The following is an 18,618-nucleotide window of genomic DNA, read 5'->3' as shown; positions in this document are numbered from 1 at the left end:
TATGTATTATGCTATTTTATACAATTCGTTTTCTAATTCTCTAATGGCATTTTCATATTCCTCACGACTTCCAAATGCTTTGATGATCTCGGTAACGGAACCATATTCATTGATGGGCGGAACAGTCAGAATCTGAATGTCTTCAATGTTCTCAATGCCCTGGTCTGCATACTTGTCGAGTAATGCTTCCAGTACTTTTCGGACCTGATCTCCATATTTAGTAAAGTAGTTCCTCTTTTTTACGCTGTTAGCCCGCTCTTTTCTCGTTAGTGGCGGTTGGTCATACGCAACATGACAGATTAAATCAAACAAATCCACTTGCTTGTCAACAGCTTCATAAAGTGCTTCTACCATTACGCCCTGTTCCACTAACTCTGCAATGATGGCTTCTTTGCGGTCCGAACTTTGCCATTTATTGAGAAAATCATCTATCGAAGCAAACTGCCCTTTAATTATTTCTTTTGTGTGGTCCTTCAAACTTGTTGTAATGGGTTTACCATGCTGATCAAAATGCAATTCGCGACTAATCAATACTGAAACATCCACACCATTCACATAAACCTTTTGTCTAGGTTCATTTACTGTCGTTGGTGGAAAATCAGCTTCGGGATAGCGAAGCTCAGGAAGCACCATTTCAATCTCTTCACCTGTTTCTATGTCTATGATGGGTTCTTTGTTGTCCTCTTCTTCGTCAATAATGCCTTCTAAGTCAGTATCTGATGCAACCGGTTTTATTCGGATTGGATCTCCATCAAATTGCGGGTCGGCAAAAAGATCAGTGGCGTTTCTGAAATCTAAAATCGTGAAATACAATTTGCCGTATTCTTCATTGATGCGTGTGCCTCTCCCAATGATTTGCTTGAACTTCGTCATTGAGGTAATGTTTGAATCCAATACGATGACCTTACAAGTCTGGGCATCCACTCCCGTCGTCATTAGCTCGGAAGTGGTTGCTATGACAGGATACCTTTCTTCTGGATTGATGAAATTATCTAGTTCTCTCTTCCCTTCATCATTATCGCCAGTAATTTGCATGATGTACTTATAATTCCTGGCAACCAGATCAGAGTTGTGCCTGGCTAACGCAGTTCTCATTCTTTCTGCGTGGTCAATATCTACACAAAACACGATGGTCTTGGCAAAACGGTCATATCCATTTAAAAACTCGGTTAGCTTTCTAGCAACTAAATCCGTTCTTTCTTCTATCACTAAATTTTTATCAAAATCCTTTCTATTGTAAATGCGATCTTCAATCTCGTTTCCGTCCTTGTCTGTTTTTCCTTGTTCCGGTCGCCACCCCTCAGTATCAATATTCAAGGCAACCCTAATAACGCGATAGGGAGCTAAAAAACCATCATTAATCCCCTGACGCAAAGAATAAGTGTAAACAGGGTCACCAAAGTATTCAGTATTGCTTGTTTCTGTTGTTTCTTTAGGCGTAGCAGTTAAACCTATGTGCGTTGCATTTTGAAAGTAAGTCAAAATTTCCCTCCAATTGCTGTCGTCTTTGGCACTTCCTCTATGGCACTCATCGACTACAATCAAGTCAAAAAAATCCCTTGAAAACTGTTTGTAAGCATTGGCAGCTTCGTTCGTTCCTGAAAGTCCCTGATAAAGGGCTAAGTAAATTTCAAAACTCTTGTCAATCTGCCTGTGTTTGACAACTGTCATCTTATCCTTAAAATGCTTAAAATCGCCTCTGCGTGTTTGGTCAATTAAGGCGTTTCGGTCGGCCAAAAACAGGATACGCTTTTTGGCTCCACTTTTCCAAAGCCTGTGAATGATTTGAAAAGCGGTATAGGTCTTGCCGGTACCAGTAGCCATGACGAGCAAAATTCTATTTTGCCCATTAGCAATTGCCTCAATAGTCCTGTTTACAGCAATTTGTTGGTAATATCTTGGTTTACGGTTTGTTCCGTCAAAATAATAATCTTGCGAAACGATTTTCTCCGCTTCGGGTGTTTTAATCCCTTTATACTTTTTATATTTCTGCCAAAGTTGCTCGGGAGTGGGGAAGTTATCTAAACCGATTTCTGTTTCAACATTTCCATCTATCGCCGTGCGATCATGAAACAAAAAGCCGTCCCCATTGCCGCTGAAAACATAAGGAATGTCCAGTATTTTTGCATAATCTAAGGCTTGTTGTATGCCCGCCCTTACTGAATGATTGTTATCCTTGGCTTCAATAATGGCAATCGGAATATTAGGCTTATAATATAGAATATAGTCGGCTCGTTTTCTAGCTCCCCTTGCTGTGATTTTACCTCTAACATAAATCCTTCCATCAGTAAATGAGACTTCTTCCAATACCTGTAAATGTGTATCCCATCCAGCATTTACCAAGGCAGGGGTGATAAACTTAGTGCAGATGTCTCTTTCTGATAAAGTCTTTCTGTTCATGATATTGTCACAGCTTTATTTGTTTTAGTTGTCTCAGGGTCTCACGTTCTACTTTGTCAAAACTGGGTAGATCCTTTATCTGTTCACTCATTGAGCTTTGCCACCTACCCTTGTACTGGGGTAGTCTTTCAGCCAGTTTCTTGTGAAAACCTTTGGGATTTAATCCTTTGCTAGCAAATTTTTTGCTAAATTCTTCCAGGTAAAATGCCGCATCCATTCCATGTTCCACTAATAAATACCAGATGTCATAAAAATCCCTTGCAGCCATACGCTGCATTACAGAGTAACTTTTCAATCAAAACTTCTTCTAAGGGATAGCATAGAAGTTTGTAATCTTCTAAATCACTATAATCAATGAAAACAGGCTTTAAGATGGGTTCAAATTCCAGTTTCTCAGTTCTCGAAATGTCCACTTTCACCCTTTTATTATTGCCTTGGCCGCCCAATGGCCCTATATAGCTGATGTAAAAGTTTATTCCGCCATCCTCGTGTTCATTATTATCGACTATATCAAGGGGAATATTTGTTTCATCTCTAATGTATTCAAAAGCTTCTTTAAACCATTCAAATATCTGTGCATTGGAAATGTTGTTGTCCAGCAATGTAAAATCAAGATCTTCCGAAAACCGGTAATCTGTAAAATAAATTTTCTTCAATACGGTGCCTCCCTTGAACACGATACTTTTTGAAAGTAGATCATGTTGTGATACACCCTTTAGTATCGAGGAAAGGACATAATCTTTCTCTATTTGCTGATCTCGGACTCCGACTTCTCTTGCTTTTTGCTGAATTTCTCCGGGCTTAATCATGTGTAGATAGCTGATTTAATTGTTTCTGTCTCCAGATTTTGATGAATGCTCCATCTGCTTATCATTTTCCCAGATTTAGGTAATTCTGTATCCAATAATACATAAGAAGCCGTTTTTTCTTTTAATAGTTTCTCAATGATGGGGTTGTCAATGTTTAATAGTTCTAAAAGAAATCCAAGCCGCTTAATCACTGCCTGTGACTTAAACTTCGTTACATATTCTAATAACTTCTCAAATTTAATTCGATTGGCAGAGATGCTGATTGCCCTTGCAATTTCAACAATTCCCCCTGCATAGTCCGGCTTGAAAAGACAATCAATAATTGTCTTTTCAAGATCAGAGCATTGTACTTTATGGAAATTGTCAATCCAAATCTTTTTCATGCCAAAAAAGTGATCCGGATTGTGATATATAAACTGGAAGGGAATGTTTTTAATTGTGATTACAGAAGGTCTGAGTTGCTTAGAAACAACAATTTGTTCTTTCAACGATGGTTGTATAATAAGATTATGAATTTGCAGCGCTGAATAGTAACCGATATAATGTTGGGCATCTTTTACTATGAATTCTGGTATTAGGTGCCAGTCGGGCATAAATGATTCGGCATCCTGTTCATAAGGTATTATATAATAAACTCCCTCTTTTAGGCGCATTAAAAGCCCCCTCTTGGTCATATCGCTTAGTAATTCCTTTACCGCACTTTCACTGGATTCTGGCAAAGCCTTAAACGCCTCTCCGTAACCAAAGCAAAACCGGTCCTTTTCATTAAAATAGGACAAGAGCTCGTTTGATTGAGTAGAGATGTACTTATGCTTCATAGTCAACTGGTCAGGTTAAACCTGACTGCAATGATATGAAAAATAATGCAATTTTATTGATTATAGGTACTAGCATGTGTTTTTATAGTTAATTAGTCAGGTTTAGCCTGACTAATTAACTACAAAGTATAACTCGAAGTTTGATATTTGAAGATCTAAAGGGAAACAGCTAAACTAAATAAAGAATTACGTTACGTTATACCGATGTTGACGCAACTTTGGCAATTAGTATACCTTTTGATGACAAACCTATCCCGAATGGATGCCTATGGAGTAACCGCGCATATATTTCCTGCGTTAACAGAGCCTCATTAAGCCTTAGTTACGGTTAAGAGATTGGTTTTACATCGGAATGACTGTTTGGAAAACCCTTCTGTATAAATTCATCATAAATGCCTAATTGTGTGATGGCAGTATCGTTATACCATCTAAGTACCAAGCGGTAATCCAATGTAAGCAGTACTGATTTATCCAGGTCTACACCAGGTATGTTTCCAAGCTGCGCCCTTAATACCGGATCCGCATTCAGGTCTATGACCGAGCCGTAAAAATTAAAAGGCTCGCTGTAAGCTTCAAGGTGGTACTTGGCAATTAGTTCTTGAGGAAGCGGCAGATGGAGGATACTAGGAAGCTTGCTCTTATCTAATACAAGTATAACGCGATAAAATATTCTTGAGTCGAAGGCATCTGGCGGCATGACGATAAGGTCTCGCTCGGGCAAGCTTATACCTGCTGCTGCTAGATCTTTAAGCAACTCGTCATTGTCCAATCCAAAGGAGATAATTGAGTGTTTGTCAGGTTTGATGTTCAGCCGTTTTAAAGCATCTACAAAATCGGCTTTGCGTACCAGGTAGCTAGTTGACACGCGCGATTGGATGCTGAGAGCTACGTCTTGCTTTAACTGCAACATCAATCCTTCTGCCAAGAAGGTATCATAGTTCATATTGTGCACCGCCTGGTTAGCAGCAAAGGCACTTTTATCCATCAATTGCCGGGTTCCCCTGAGTTCATTGTCCTGGTAGTTTCGAGTAATAGGCGTAGCATTTCCCAACACTCCTAATTGAGTGAATCGCTGCGTCAGTATATCTGTCGAACTGGTTTTGAATGCCGCTACTTTTTCAGGCACCATTTCCTGAACCATTTCCTGTAGGGCAAAAGCGTCTTTTAACTTCTGGATAAAATCTTCAATTAATTTAGGTGGGTAGGGCTTATTATTAAGAACGCACCACCCAGGATTGATAATGTCGTATTCTAATACCTTCAATAACTCATGATCACCTAGTAGCTGCTGCAGATCTTTGACTAGATAGAGCATATTGTCGATATACACCTGTTTGTCCGCCTGAGATGGGGGAATGGCTGGTTGTATCACGTATTTAACACCGTAATATGGCGATTGTAACGTATAGAGGCGTAATAGCAGGAGTGCCAGGTATAAGGCAATCCTGTCTCGTATAGCTTCATCGGCTGCTGTACCTTCCATTTCTGGAAAAGGGTATTTGGCAGTGATCGGCCATAGCTCCATGTCGAAGCGACTGGTAAATTTAAGATAAGCCTCTATTATGGTGTTGATAGATTCAGGTAAAAGCTCATATCGTGGGGGCGTACTGTTACTAAACAAAAACATCCTCCTGATGACATCATATTTTTTCCGGTATAACAAAAGGCCTCCTAAGGCATAATGGAATTGCAAGAAGCGTTTCCTTTCTTCTTCACGTTTTAAAGCTTCTGCCCGGTTGAGCTCCTGTTGTGCCGCATCATTTGTAAACGGTTCCCGGATTTTGTCTAACCCGAATGTCATATACTGGTCCGCCATTTTCCAGTAGCCTAGGATGAGATTGTCGCTATCGCTTTCCACCATAAGCAGCAGGTTATACCACAGCCATCTATACGTATCCACACTAATCTCTGTATGCTGGAAGGAACCTAACAACCAGGTACCATCGGTAGCGCTGAAACGAAGTGCATTTATTTTAGCTGACTTATTGGCAATTGTATCACGAATAACTTTATATTGAAAGTCATAGAATGCTGCCGGATAAACTACCGGTCCAGGAGGGGCCAACTGACGAAAGCGGGCGAAACGAATTCCGAACTCTGATGTTAGGGTAATAATTACACTTTCGTCCTCCTTTTTAATCGCTACGTATAATATGTCTGCCAGCGACCTGAAATAAACGTGTTGTTCATTGTCGGAGCGTGCTTTGAAATGGTTGATCAGCCGCTCTGCTGAGTAATAAACCAGAATTAGGGCCACGAACCGCCCAAAGTTAACGATCAATCCTAACGTCAGGAAATATAGAATACTACCGGTTACAATTATCGGCCAGACATGACTGTCAACATTTCCGGAATTATTACCTATCGTGACAAAAGCGACGAGAACATGTAGCCCAGTTGCAAAAACCGACGCATATAAGAAGAATGTAAAGTATTCCCATATATTTTCCTTGCGGAAAATATCCGTGATTAGTGCGGATTCATATCGATCATCAAGTCGGCCAATTGCACTAATAAATAGCGGAAAACCTATGGTAAATATACCTATGATAAAATAAATACAAGCGTCGGTGTATAACATACGGGATCCTATTGTAAAGGATTAAAAATAATGTATTTTAATTATCAATAGCAAAAGTTACTGCTAGCATATGGCCAAGTGAAACTTAGAAATAGTCTACTAAGCATGGTTGGGGCACTTTAGCGGAACCTTATATCAAAACAAAGATGAAGTTTTAAATGAAAATCTAACTGATTTGATTAATTGTTAAATTTATGCCGTTTTTCCATCGAAATTGAAAATTGATGGATTGCTTATAAAGTTTTTTATACCTGCATTTAATACCCCTGAATTTATCAACTAAAATCTTCTAATGTTATGGGCATTATCACGCCAAACCTGCGCATGTTAGTTAAAAGGCACTATAAAATTATCATTCCTGTGGCTATAGTCTCCTGTTTAGGGTTCGTCATTCTTACATTTTTTTTTCTAGACGTTTTGCGAAAGATCTAGACCTCACGCTAACGGCGAGTGTAAAAAAAGGTGGTGAATATGAGCATTTTCTTGACGCATTTTCGCATGTTTTAAATGAAGATTCGTCCCGTTTTAAAGTAAAACTGAAGGTTTGTAATTCCCAGGGGGCCAGTGGAACAACGATTGACCAGCTCGATAAGGGAAATGCTGACATAGGAATGGTTCAATCCAATGCCAAATGGAATTCAAAGAATATATCCGCAGTTGCCTATGTATATTCCGAGCTTTATTTTCTCATCACAAACAGAAAGGATCTAATGTCTATCAAGGATATCGCCAATTACCGTGATACGCTTAAAATAGCGCGGCTGGACTCGCCCAGCCAGACAAGTAAGGACTTGCTGGACCTTATCCGTTTTTATGGTATCGATTCATCGAGGTTAAGGTTTGTTGACACGACTTATCATAGAACACGCAACATGTTAAAGGAAGGGAAAGTTGATCTTGGGTTTATGATCGTGGGATTGGGCAATGAGGTAATCTCTTCCATATTGAAGGATTCAACCATGCACCCAGTTGCGTTTGAAAATACAGATGCTTATTTGCTACGGCGTCACAAACTAAATAAGTTTGTGCTCCCGATGGGTTTTTATAGCCTTTATAGGCCGGAGAAAAATTACGAAACATTCGCAACAAAAGCAATGTTAGTGATCAGCAGTAATCTCAGTGATAGAACGGTATATAACTTTACCAGGGCCTTGTTCGAGAAAGAATCTGAATTAGTTAATGAGTACCCATTTTGCCAGCTACAAAAAGTTGGAAATGAGGGAGAAACCTATATCCCTGTTCATAAAGCAGTATTGCAGTATTATAATCGTGATCAACCATCATTTTTAGATAGAAATACGAACCTTATAGCCACAATATTATCGGTAGTTGGGCTTGTATTATCTGCCATTCCTATTTATATTGAATTTAAGGGCAAGGAAAAGCGTAAGCGGGTCAAGTCCGTTATTTTGGAGATGCAATGATTGTGGGCATATTAACTTTCCAGTTGTTCGTTGACTTTTCTTTCCTAAGCTTTGCTTTGGGCTGAATAGTTGTCAATCAGATGCTACCAATTAAAATTGGCACATTAACAGGCACTATCAAAAAATATTTCATTTGCCACATTTTCTTTAATAAATTCTTATTTTTACGGTGTTAGGTGAATAAGAGTTAAAAAGCTTGAACAATCGTTCCGCTTTCATGCTGTCTAAAAAACAGCGACACCAATTTGACATTCCGCGACTGTAAGATATTAATAACCAGACAGATAGTATTCCTGTTCTGGGCACCAGAAAGGCTTATCACTACATTGTAGAGATAAGCCTTTTTTGTTTGTGCAAGTGTCAAATTTTCCCGCTTCCAACCACTCTCCCATAACCAGAGAATCACCAGGACGTACAAGAATATCAGCTTGCAAAGAAGAAATTCATGTGCTTATTTCACAATTTATTTACTCAGCAACCACCTTTATTAGGAGGACGTTTATAAATTATTTTATTATCTCGTTCTACATAGTCGCCTGATACTATAGGATATGAATATTTGGGGGCGTACGATGCACTATGGCTTCTTATAATTATTTTGTCGTTAACTTTCAGGTTATGTAATTGCTGAAATTCATTAGATTTTTCCAGTCCAAAACTCAGAATATAATCCTCCCCATTAATCTTAGCCATCACTCCGAAACCTAAATGTGAGCCCGGTGGAAGAGAAAGGGAGGTTACAACAGCCTCCATATTGGTAAAAGCACTTATAGGCTTACTAATTTTAGCAGCACCGGCAAGCACTTTTTTACCTTCGGGAGAGGCTTCCCATTTTTTGAACTTTATACCTTCAGGGGTAGCTTCCCATTTTCTCAATTCGGCTTTCATTTCTGCAGCAGATAGTGGTTTTGCAGTAGATTTTTTAGAATTTTCATTTTTGATTTCGCGATTTGCAAATAATAGTCCGCTTACCACAACCAGCGGTAGGATCAGTGCATAAATAGCTTTTTTCATATTTTTTGTAGTTTTAATTAACATAGATCTATCTCCTGATAAATCAGATCCACTTAAGGCATCTCTTTTATTATTCTCATCCAATTAAAGCTTGATATCGCGAAACTACTGTGATCTTTGGAGCTTGGAGGGTCAGGGTTGTAAATTATAATGTAAATTTTGTAAATTATTGTAAATAGGCCCTGGGCCTTAGAAACTCGTTGCTTAAGAAGCATCATTGACTGCAAAAAAGGTTGCCGATTTCGCCCTCTGATATAACCAAGAAACAGGTAGTGTTAATTAGTATCAATACTAACAGATTCGATAATCTTCCACTAGTGGGCACTTGAAAAGTGCTTATCTCTACAATATAGAAACATGCCTTTTTGTTTGTATAATTGTGCCAATGCAAGGTTGTCAGCTTTAGAACTCTTGATTATATCGGTAAGTACATATCATTCATGATTCTATTGATTGAAATGCCTTATAACTATTTGGCATAAACAGTTTTCAGATAATCCTTCAAATCAACGGATTCTCTTCCCAGTAATACTTCCAGATCACTACGCTTTGTATCAAATTCATTATTATCTATTGCCTTACCGAATACAGAAAGGAATCGGGCACTTCCTTCCTGAACTCCTGATTTCACTAACTGAGAAATATAGGTATTTACATCAGGAGCATGATACTTCACTTCCTTGCCAGAAAGATCTGTCAATATCTCAGCTATTTCTCCGAATGAATAAGCTGTTTTAGCACTTATTGCATACTCCTTGTTTTCATGTCCTGAAGTTGTTAGTACTACAGCTGCGGCTTCTGCCATTTCTGCTCTGGGTACAAAGGGTACTTTTCCGTAACCCGCAGGAAAAAAGACACCTTTTTCAATTGCATGTTCGCCGGCAAACAAAGGAATCAGATCTGCATACAGCGTGTTGTTTAATACAGTATAAGGGATGCCTTTTTCTTTGAGATAATTGGTAGTTTGAATATGGACGTCTGTTACTGCTGGCATTAAGGTTGTTTCAAAATCACGAATATCAACTCCAGTATAGGTGATTCGTTTTACTTCATTTTCAATAGCTGCATTAATTGCATTTTTATGTTGCTCTAAGCGATCGCCAACTACATCGGAAGAAGATATCAACAATAACTGCTCTATGCCTTTAAATGCTGCTTTTAAAGAGTTATAATCGGTGTAATCTCCTTTGCGTAATTGTATACCAGCTTCTTTAAGCGAGATTGCTTTAGCTTCATCTCTTACTAATGCAGCAATGTCTTTTGCAAGAACTCCACGTTGTATTAATGAAGTTATCGTTGCCTTACCTAAATGTCCTGTTGCTCCTGTTACCAGTATCATATCTTAAATTTTTAAATTAAAATTTCTGTTTGTTGAACAAAGGAAGTACTTTAGTTACAAAAAGTAACTTGTTACCTTTAGGTAACAGGCAAAAAAGTAGTAACCTTAATGTAACTAATGAACAAAACAACAAATACAAATAATTGTCCGGTAACGGCAACAATGGCATTAATAGGTGGGCGCTGGAAAACAATAATACTTTATGTTTTATCTTCCAACACCAGAAGGTTTGGTGAAATAGCTGCACGCATACCTGGTATATCCAGGAAAGTACTGACAGAGCAGTTGAAAGAACTGGAAGCAGATGGATTGGTAAACAGACAACAGTACAATGAGATTCCTCCAAGAGTTGAATACTCACTTACAGAACTCGGTAAAACTATGACACCTATTCTAAAAGATTTAGCAACCTGGGGGAAGAAGAATTTACCGGTTGTTAAGAGGCCAATATAAAATTTGTATAACTATATTGAATCTCGATTCTATGAATAATTATTTACAACAAACGACCAACATGCCAGTTGGTTGTACATCTAACTTCTTCCTATTGTAGAAGCATGGTCATTAAGAGTTTGATTAATTATATCAATCATTCGGCAGTGGCAACACACGTACATGCGCGTTCTTAAACGTACCACTAATAAATACCCGTGTGATGGACAACCCTGATAACGAAAAGTTCTTATTAAGAGGTTGAGGCTTGGGTGATAATAACATTTCAAATGATCCTTCAATCAACGAATCCCGCATCAGACGATTACTATAATTGCTAGACCTCCAGTTATAAGAACGGATATTATTTATAGTTACTTTTATATAATTATCCTGTTTAATGGAGAGAAAAGGAAAAATATCAATATTGTTCCCTTCCACTGAATACATGGCAGGATCTTTCAAAACAACTTGTCCATAACTCTCATTCGACATATTATAGGCCAAATAAGTCTTAACATTTATTTTTTCATTCACATGGAATCCGGCCTGGAGCCCATTTACGCTAGGTGTTTCAACATAAACGGGATTAGAGGGAAGTCTGAAGTCAGGGATATACTCTATATTTCCCTGTATAAGTTTATTTAACGCGTAGGGGTAAGCGGGGGAAATATTAAGTTCAATACCGTTATTGGTTGATATAATCCAGTTGCGGGAGCTGTCTGTAACTCCCTTAATTCTGGCATACTCCTTACCGGTAATATTATCAATCAAACTTACTTCGTAAGTTCCTATACCACTTGGAAGAGAAGTGGGCAAATTTTGATCTGAATTTTTTTTACAGGCCCCCAACATACTGGTCAGAAGACAAATCCCGAGTATTCTTTTTATCATAATCAAAGCAATTATTCAGGGCAAAAATAGTGATGGCTTAGCATCATTGAATTAGTCATTTCTTGTCATTTTTTAATAACCCGACAGCATGATTTTGAATACTATTCACTCCAAAATACTTATCCTGTTCTACTTGCGCTTCACCCTTTTTAAAGGTTTTGTTGCCTATTCTAGGTAAAAATCAACCTCCTAAATTTATTGAACAGACCATACAGAGTGGTAAATGCTAGCTACTTTTTACTCATTTGAAATAAAAAGTAACAGATAATCTGTGTGGCCTGAATTTATTGAAATGGATGACATCCATAAAAATATCAACCATGTACCTGCGAAAGATTTTGAGTGCGCTACTATTTGTCTGTTGTAGTTTTTTCCATGTGGTTTATGCCCAAACATCAGGCCCGGAAAATGTTATCATAGATGGCAAGTTAACTGAATGGGGGCCGTCATTAAAGCACTACGATAAGGCTGCAGTTCTGGAGTACGACCTACACAACGATCAGGACTTTTTGTACATCGCTTTTAAGCGCCCAAAGTTTGCATGGAATATAGCCTTACCCAAAAGAATGATTTTTGAAATCAGTGACGGAGATAAACCCGGTGTTCAAATAGTTTATCCCGGCCACTATAGCAATAATAAAGACGAAATGTGGAACCACCTGGAAATAAAAAAATCAGGTAGCAATACATTCGATACCCTCACTGTGTATAATGACGATGGAATACAGGCTGCTGGAGGTTTCTGGATAAAAGCAGTACCGGCAAAAGAAGCAGGTGGCGCTCCTGATGAAAGCGAAACTGCTTACTATGTGGGAGCAGATGGAGAACTCGCCATTCCCAGAAAGTTACTGCCAGTCAAATCTGGTACATGCACCATCCGGATAAGTATTCCTTCAGAGAAGGAATTTGCTAATGCCTTGAACGTTCTGGTTTTGGAGGCGCATTTCGACCCTCAAAAGGGATCGGGCTATGGTTTGGAAGCACTGCTCAAAGAATCTAAATTATCTGTTACTTATCTCTTAAAATAAATCCTTTGCATAAATTCCTTTTAACTGCCGCACTCCTGTTCCTATCCGGCGCATCACTTTTCGCTCAATTTCCCACCACCCCTAAGTCAAAACCGATTGCGGTAAGACGTGTAAATGGTGTTGTACGGGATAGTTTGGGTAAGGCTGTTCCAGCTGCGGCTGTAAGGTTGGTTTCTTCAAAAGATACATTACACACGCTTACTTCTGAATATGGGGTATTTAACTTTCCTGTAGTTCATAGTGAGAGTTTCACTCTTGAGGTGCAGATGGCAAGCTATCATCCATTCTTCAAGAAATATTTTCTGAATGATACCAGGCCTATTCTGGTATTACCACCATTGATATTGACGTCAAGCCTGGTGCAACTTAAAGGGATTGTAGTCACCACTGCGAAAGGACCACAACAACGGGGCGATACCACTGAGTTCTGGGCAAAGGACTATATCGTCAGGGAATATGCCCGCCTGGAAGATATGTTGAAGCGAATGGAGGGATTTTCTACAGATGCCAACGGAAGATTGAGTTACAATGGAAAACCTGTTAACAAAGCGTTATTTAATGGTGCGAAATATTTTGATGGAGATGTAGCTGCTGCTATTAAAGAATTACCAGCTGATATTGTTGAGCGTATCCAGGTAATTCAGGATAATGAAGACGGAACTGGCCCCAAATCGTCCCCTGCCGCGCCTTCCTCACAAACACTGAATATTGTTACCAAAGTAGATAAGTCGGCCGGCCAAATGTACCTGGTAGCCCTGGAGGCAGGAACTAATGACCGTTATAAAGAAAGTGGTTCTGCCAAAACAATAGATGGACAGCGAATGTGGAGCGTTAATGTTTCAAATATACAGGAACCTGCAGGGATTGTCAGTACAAGAGAAACACCCTTAGGTTCCATTAGTAACATGACCGAATATATGCTACGCGGATCAGGAGGCGGATCAGCCGGAGGCAGGTCGAATGGTACGGCAGCGAAAGTAATTTATAATGACAAAATCGGCAAATTAGGACTTAACCTGTTATATGAGTTTTACAGAACTCATAATTTAAATGAATCTGAAGAGGTCTCGGAAGAGTTTTATAAAGAAGGTAGCCTTAAAAGAAATTCCAAAAACAAATCGGATAATACGGATACGAGGCATGCATTGTCTGTTTCCGCCGATCTACACAATAAGGAATTTAGAATGATGACCAACCTCATTGCTAATCTTATCAATAGCGAGAATGAAAATCTTCGCGAAATTAACCAAACTGGTATTTTGGATAATCTGCAGCGGACAGCAATGGGCAGACATTCACAGTCTCCTACCCTACAGGCAAATTCCGTATTTACATTCTATGAAAGGCGCAAAGTTTCATTAGTAATTAAGGTCAATAATTTGATTAATAAATTGAATGGATCAGGAAACGATAATACCGACATTTTTAGTACTAACAATACCAAACCCGATAGTTCACTTTATTTGCTGCAGCAACAAAAGACACTTTCATCGAATAACTCGATAGGAGCCGTTTTATCGTATAAGAAGAAGGCATATACATTTTCATTGGACGTAAGCCCACTAGTTGATAAGAATGCAAATATCAACTACCGGGATGAGCTTATTCATGGCCAGCCACCCCGGAGGCTGGATGAACTCAGTAATGATAATGTGTTGATCAATTACAGAATTCCAGTCAGATTAGGACTCTCCTATAGTGTTGGAAAGCTTTCACTGGATGTAAGAGGCACTTATGAAACGATTTGGCGTAATGCTAAGTTTAACATGAAAGACCTGGCACTTTCCAACCACTCAGCTGTTTTTTTACCAGGGATGATGTTTCGATATGATTTTGGTGCTGTAGGCACCCTAAGTCTGAATTACAACAGGCTCGTAAATCTGCCTTCATTACTGCAATTAAGTGCAAGCCCTTATTATACTACTCCATTTGATGTAGCTATTGGCAACCCAAATTTGAAAAATGGGATAATCAACAACTATTCCATGAATTATACATATCCAATTCCCAGGGCCAGGTTATTGTTTAGTGCTGGAACCTCACTCAATAAAACTTCCAATAACATTGGAGCTAACAGACTTATACAGATAGACTCGGAGACTCATACCATCCGAACCGAAACCTATTATCTGAATGTAGCCGGCGGAGAGGATAAATCGGTCGATTATACTTTGTCTAAAAACTTTAAATTAATGAATACCTCACTGAGATTTGGTGGACGGAATCAATGGAGGTATCAGATATACTTGGCAGATGGCAACCATGAAATGACCCATCAGCAAATGAACCGCTACGATTTTACTGCTATGTTAAAACCTATAAAGTGGTTGGATCTGGCTCCATCCCTGGTTTACAATAGTAATAACAACAAAAACTCATTACAACCTGGTCGACCATTATTTGATAATCAGTTAAACCTGCAGCTGGATGCATCTATTTTCTTTACCCCAGATTTCAAGATGAATATCAGTGCCAGACAAAACATCTCAAGGGCCAGCAGTATGTTTGTCAATCAGCATCCCTTTATTCTGAATGCCAATATTGAGAAACGCATCCTGAAGAAAAAAGATGCGATCATCAGCTTCATGGTAATGGACGCATTCCAACAAAATAATAACAATGTAATTACTCAGACGGTAACAGGTTACTCCAATGCCATCTCAAATCTTAAAAGCAGGTATTTCCTTTGCCAGCTGTTGTGGAGCCCTCAACGCTTTATCCGCAGTAAATTGGCCTCAGGGGAGCGTCGCGGAGATGGGAGCTTTGTACCTGAGCGATAGGTATCTGGAAGAATAGCAGTATAGAAAGTCGGGCATTCCTATTATCTTTAGTGGCTATGATTAATCAGAAGATCTCTATTTGCATTGCAGTACTTTTGACATGCATTGCTACTAAAGGCCTGGCACAGCAGCCTTCTGTTTTCCTTGCCGATCCTACAATATTTTCGGTAAAAGGAAAATACTATTTATACGGCACCGGTAGTCCAAAGGGCTTTCCGGTATATGAGTCTGATGATCTTAAAAGCTGGAAGCCTGCAAAAGGTTTAGCCCTTACTCGTGGTGAGGCATATGGTTCACAGGGGTTCTGGGCACCACAGATTTTTCTGCATAAAGGAATGTATTACATGGCATATACCGCCAATGAGCAGATAGCAATTGCCAAAGGTTCCGGCCCTACCGGACCATTCAAACAAGATAGCATTCATGCACTCAGTGGAACAGGCAAACAAATCGATCCATTCATCTTCTTTGACGACGATGGGAAGGTATATCTCTATCATGTAAAGCTGCAACAGGGTAATCGCATTTTTGTAACAGAAATGAAATCAGATCTCTCTGATATAATTCCAGGAACTGAAAAAGAATGTATTTCGGGAACAGAACAATGGGAAAATACCTGGAAGTCGGAATGGCCGGTTACAGAGGGGCCTACTGTATTAAAACATAAAAATATCTACTACCTGCTCTACTCTGCAAATGATTTCCGAAACAAGGATTACGCAGTGGGATACGCAACGTCAGATTCACCAAAAGGTCCGTGGACCAAATATGAAAACAACCCAATTATCAGTCGGCAGAGTATCGGATTTAACGGAACAGGGCATGGAGATATTTTCATGGATAACAAGCGCAATCTGTATTATGTACTACATACTCATCATTCTAAAGATACAGTTGCTCCACGCGCTACTGGTATGCTAAAATTGAAGTTTAAGAATATGAAATCAGGGGTTGATGCGCTAGTTGCTGATAGTACTTCATTTCAATGGTTGAAAGGGAAATAGGATTGTTAGTTTTAAATCTTCTCAACAAATAGAAATGGCTTGAACCAAAGTTTTACCAGGTTCAAGCCATTTTATAAATCGATCTCAATTAATTTTAAAACAGATTACACTTAATCGCAAGTCCAAGGTCTCGGTTCTCCAGAATCTCGGTAATAAGCCTTTAAATACTTCCACCGTTTTCCAGAAAGAACACTGTTTACAAATTTTTTCTGATTCTCACTTTCAAGTATATGAAGAACATCTTTTAATATTTCCTGTAAGTGAATATTCTTGTAATTTTTAGCAACATCCATACTAAAATCTTCTGTAGCAATAGCTGATATCATAAATGCCTCATTGACTTTTTTACTCTTATATAAATCATAAACAATAGTCAACACCTCGATATAGTCATCAATACACAAACGTTCCAAACCATGTAATGCGAAGAGCCTATGTGTTACATCCAAACTATCGTTTTTGAGAATAGCGATTAAACCAGATTTATAAGTACAGGGGTTACCCAGAATGGTTCGAAAACCATGGTTTTCTTTTAATTTCCATGGAAACTCTAAATAACCTTTTACAAATTTATGGTTAACAAGACTATCTATAGAGCTATAGACTTCAGCATAGGACTTTGGCTGAATATCTGACAAATCAGTGCATTTGGTTTTTTTTGAGGTTGTACAACTCCACAATAAATAAACACAAAAAATTGCGATGTATTTTTTCATATTTTCATGCAGCTAGTTAGAATCATATAGCAGCGTATTTAAGCTGATTATAAATCCGAAATGAGAATATATTCTATGATATTTAATCGCAGGTCCATGGCATAGGCACTCCAGATTCTCTATAATAAGTCTTTAAGTTCTTCCAAATGCTTCCTGAAAGTATCTCCTTTATATTATCCTGTTTAGCCTTCTCCTTGAGTAGTGGCAATACGTTGTTTAATACTTTCTGCACATGAACGTTATTATAATTCTTAATCACCTCTATACTTAAATGCTGAACAATAGCTGTAAACATAAATTCTTCATCTACTTTTTTATTTTTATATAAGGTATAAACAGCTGTTAGTACCGGGATGTAATCATCAATGCATAGATGTTGTAAACTATACAATACAACCATCTTATGTATTCTATCCAAATTATCATCATTCAACATGGCAATTAAACTCAATTTATAACTACAAGGATTATCCTGGATAGCTCGAAAATTAGAGTCTTCTCTTAGCGTAAAAGGGAACTCTATATAGCCAACTTGATATCTAGGAATTATAATACTATCAATCATAGTACAAAGCTGTGTATAAGACTTTGGCTGAATAGCCGGCAAATCAGTGCATTTGGTTTTTTTTGAGGTTGTACAACCCCAAAATAGAAAAACACAAAAAATGACGGAATATTTTTTCATATCATTTACTACTAAATTGAGTCAATAAACAGACCCTTTTGATTTATTATAAATTGGAATGATAAGTAAAAATAATCTACAGAAATACAGTTAATCACAAGTCCAAGGCATCGGTTCTCCAGATTCTCGGTAATAAGACCTCGAATATTTCCAACTATTTCCCGTAAGTATTTTGTTTATCCAATTTTTACGATTCTTGTTCTTAAATGTCTGCATAACACTTTTTAATATTTCCTGTACATGGATATTTTTATAGTTTTTACAAACTTCTAAACTAAACCCCTGTCCAATGGCCTTCATCATAAATTCTTCATCTACTTTCTTGTTTTCATATAAGGATTGAACAGTAGTTAGCACCTCAATGTATTCATCAATACACAAGTGTTGCAAACTATATAAAGCGAACACTCTATGGGTATCACTCACACAAGTATCCTTTAGCAAAGTAATCAACCCCTGCTTATAAATACATGGATTATTCAGCATAGTTCTAAAACCAGGGTTACCACTTAATGTAAAAGAAAGTTCCAGATAAGCCTGTATGTTTCCTTTAGTCAAACTATCTATAGAACTATAGACTTCAGCATAAGACTTTGGTTGAATAGCTGGAAAATCCGTACATTTTTTTGGGGGCTTTTGATTTGTGCAAGCCACAAATAGAAAAACACAAAATATTGCTGAATATTTTTTCATA

16 protein-coding genes are annotated in these 18,618 nt (G+C 38.3%); 5 read left to right on the top strand and 11 right to left on the bottom strand.

The window, feature by feature from the left end; genetic code table 11:
• Positions 1-6: 6 nt before the first annotated feature.
• The 5 genes from hsdR to DVR12_RS20055 all read right to left on the bottom strand — a co-directional run bounded on the left by hsdR (position 7) and on the right by DVR12_RS20055 (position 6,608).
• A complete protein-coding gene (gene hsdR / locus DVR12_RS20070) occupies positions 7-2,400 on the bottom strand; it encodes an EcoAI/FtnUII family type I restriction enzme subunit R (protein WP_116977584.1) in 2,394 nt (797 codons plus the stop codon).
• A 7-nt stretch (positions 2,401-2,407) separates the two neighbouring features.
• Entirely contained in the window at positions 2,408-2,677 is a 270-nt protein-coding gene (locus DVR12_RS27830; RefSeq protein WP_199417158.1) for a nucleotidyl transferase AbiEii/AbiGii toxin family protein, read from the bottom strand.
• The gene (locus tag DVR12_RS20065) at positions 2,646-3,209 is read right to left on the bottom strand and encodes a nucleotidyl transferase AbiEii/AbiGii toxin family protein (protein ID WP_199417157.1); all 564 of its coding nucleotides are present in this window, start codon (positions 3,207-3,209) and stop codon (positions 2,646-2,648) included. Before DVR12_RS20065 ends, DVR12_RS27830 begins: the two co-directional genes overlap by 32 nt.
• A complete protein-coding gene (locus DVR12_RS20060; RefSeq protein WP_116977583.1) occupies positions 3,206-4,027 on the bottom strand; it encodes a type IV toxin-antitoxin system AbiEi family antitoxin domain-containing protein in 822 nt (273 codons plus the stop codon). The genes DVR12_RS20065 and DVR12_RS20060 overlap by 4 nt, the downstream gene beginning before the upstream one ends.
• Before the next feature lie 328 nt (positions 4,028-4,355).
• Positions 4,356-6,608: a hypothetical protein gene (locus DVR12_RS20055; RefSeq protein WP_147323497.1), complete on the bottom strand. Its 2,253-nt coding sequence runs from the start codon at positions 6,606-6,608 to the stop codon at positions 4,356-4,358.
• A 374-nt stretch (positions 6,609-6,982) separates the two neighbouring features.
• Between DVR12_RS20055 and DVR12_RS20050 the strand changes: the two genes are divergently transcribed.
• Positions 6,983-8,032 (top strand): TAXI family TRAP transporter solute-binding subunit, encoded by a 1,050-nt coding sequence (locus DVR12_RS20050; RefSeq protein WP_116977581.1) that lies wholly within the window; start codon positions 6,983-6,985, stop codon positions 8,030-8,032.
• Between the two features lie 471 nt (positions 8,033-8,503).
• Here the strand turns inward: DVR12_RS20050 and DVR12_RS20045 are convergent, their stop codons facing one another.
• Positions 8,504-9,046, bottom strand: a complete 543-nt coding sequence (locus DVR12_RS20045) for a hypothetical protein (protein WP_116977795.1) — start codon at positions 9,044-9,046, stop codon at positions 8,504-8,506.
• A gap of 469 nt (positions 9,047-9,515) precedes the next feature.
• Entirely contained in the window at positions 9,516-10,385 is an 870-nt protein-coding gene (locus tag DVR12_RS20040; RefSeq protein WP_116977580.1) for an SDR family oxidoreductase, read from the bottom strand.
• A 117-nt stretch (positions 10,386-10,502) separates the two neighbouring features.
• Here DVR12_RS20040 and DVR12_RS20035 point away from each other — a divergent pair, with 117 nt between their 5' ends.
• Complete coding sequence (locus tag DVR12_RS20035) at positions 10,503-10,838, top strand: winged helix-turn-helix transcriptional regulator (RefSeq protein ID WP_116977579.1); 336 nt, start codon at positions 10,503-10,505, stop codon at positions 10,836-10,838.
• Positions 10,839-10,970: 132 nt separating this feature from the next.
• Here the strand turns inward: DVR12_RS20035 and DVR12_RS20030 are convergent, their stop codons facing one another.
• Positions 10,971-11,711 carry a hypothetical protein gene (locus DVR12_RS20030; protein WP_147323496.1) on the bottom strand — a complete coding sequence of 247 codons (741 nt, stop codon included), beginning with the start codon at positions 11,709-11,711 and terminating at the stop codon, positions 10,971-10,973.
• Positions 11,712-12,031: 320 nt separating this feature from the next.
• Here DVR12_RS20030 and DVR12_RS20025 point away from each other — a divergent pair, with 320 nt between their 5' ends.
• Genes DVR12_RS20025 through DVR12_RS20015 form a run of 3 tightly spaced genes read left to right on the top strand, consistent with a single transcriptional unit; the run spans position 12,032 to position 16,523 of the window.
• Complete coding sequence (locus DVR12_RS20025) at positions 12,032-12,739, top strand: hypothetical protein (protein WP_116977577.1); 708 nt, start codon at positions 12,032-12,034, stop codon at positions 12,737-12,739.
• A gap of 5 nt (positions 12,740-12,744) precedes the next feature.
• The gene (locus DVR12_RS20020) at positions 12,745-15,519 is read left to right on the top strand and encodes a TonB-dependent receptor (protein WP_116977576.1); all 2,775 of its coding nucleotides are present in this window, start codon (positions 12,745-12,747) and stop codon (positions 15,517-15,519) included.
• A gap of 56 nt (positions 15,520-15,575) precedes the next feature.
• Positions 15,576-16,523, top strand: coding sequence for a glycoside hydrolase family 43 protein (locus DVR12_RS20015; RefSeq protein WP_116977575.1), 948 nt, complete (start codon positions 15,576-15,578; stop codon positions 16,521-16,523).
• A 110-nt stretch (positions 16,524-16,633) separates the two neighbouring features.
• Here the strand turns inward: DVR12_RS20015 and DVR12_RS20010 are convergent, their stop codons facing one another.
• The 3 genes from DVR12_RS20010 to DVR12_RS20000 all read right to left on the bottom strand — a co-directional run bounded on the left by DVR12_RS20010 (position 16,634) and on the right by DVR12_RS20000 (position 18,617).
• Positions 16,634-17,239: a hypothetical protein gene (locus tag DVR12_RS20010; RefSeq protein ID WP_116977574.1), complete on the bottom strand. Its 606-nt coding sequence runs from the start codon at positions 17,237-17,239 to the stop codon at positions 16,634-16,636.
• Positions 17,240-17,321: 82 nt separating this feature from the next.
• On the bottom strand, positions 17,322-17,675 hold the full coding sequence (locus tag DVR12_RS27635; protein WP_158563315.1) for a hypothetical protein: 354 nt from the start codon (positions 17,673-17,675) through the stop codon (positions 17,322-17,324).
• Positions 17,676-18,014: 339 nt separating this feature from the next.
• A complete protein-coding gene (locus DVR12_RS20000; protein WP_116977572.1) occupies positions 18,015-18,617 on the bottom strand; it encodes a hypothetical protein in 603 nt (200 codons plus the stop codon).
• Position 18,618: the final 1 nt, after the last annotated feature.

Origin of the sequence: Chitinophaga silvatica (assembly GCF_003419895.1) — a bacterium.
GTDB lineage: Bacteria > Bacteroidota > Bacteroidia > Chitinophagales > Chitinophagaceae > Chitinophaga > Chitinophaga silvatica.
The sequence above is the reverse complement of the archived record's forward strand: the minus strand, read 5'-3'. Positions and strand labels throughout refer to the sequence as shown.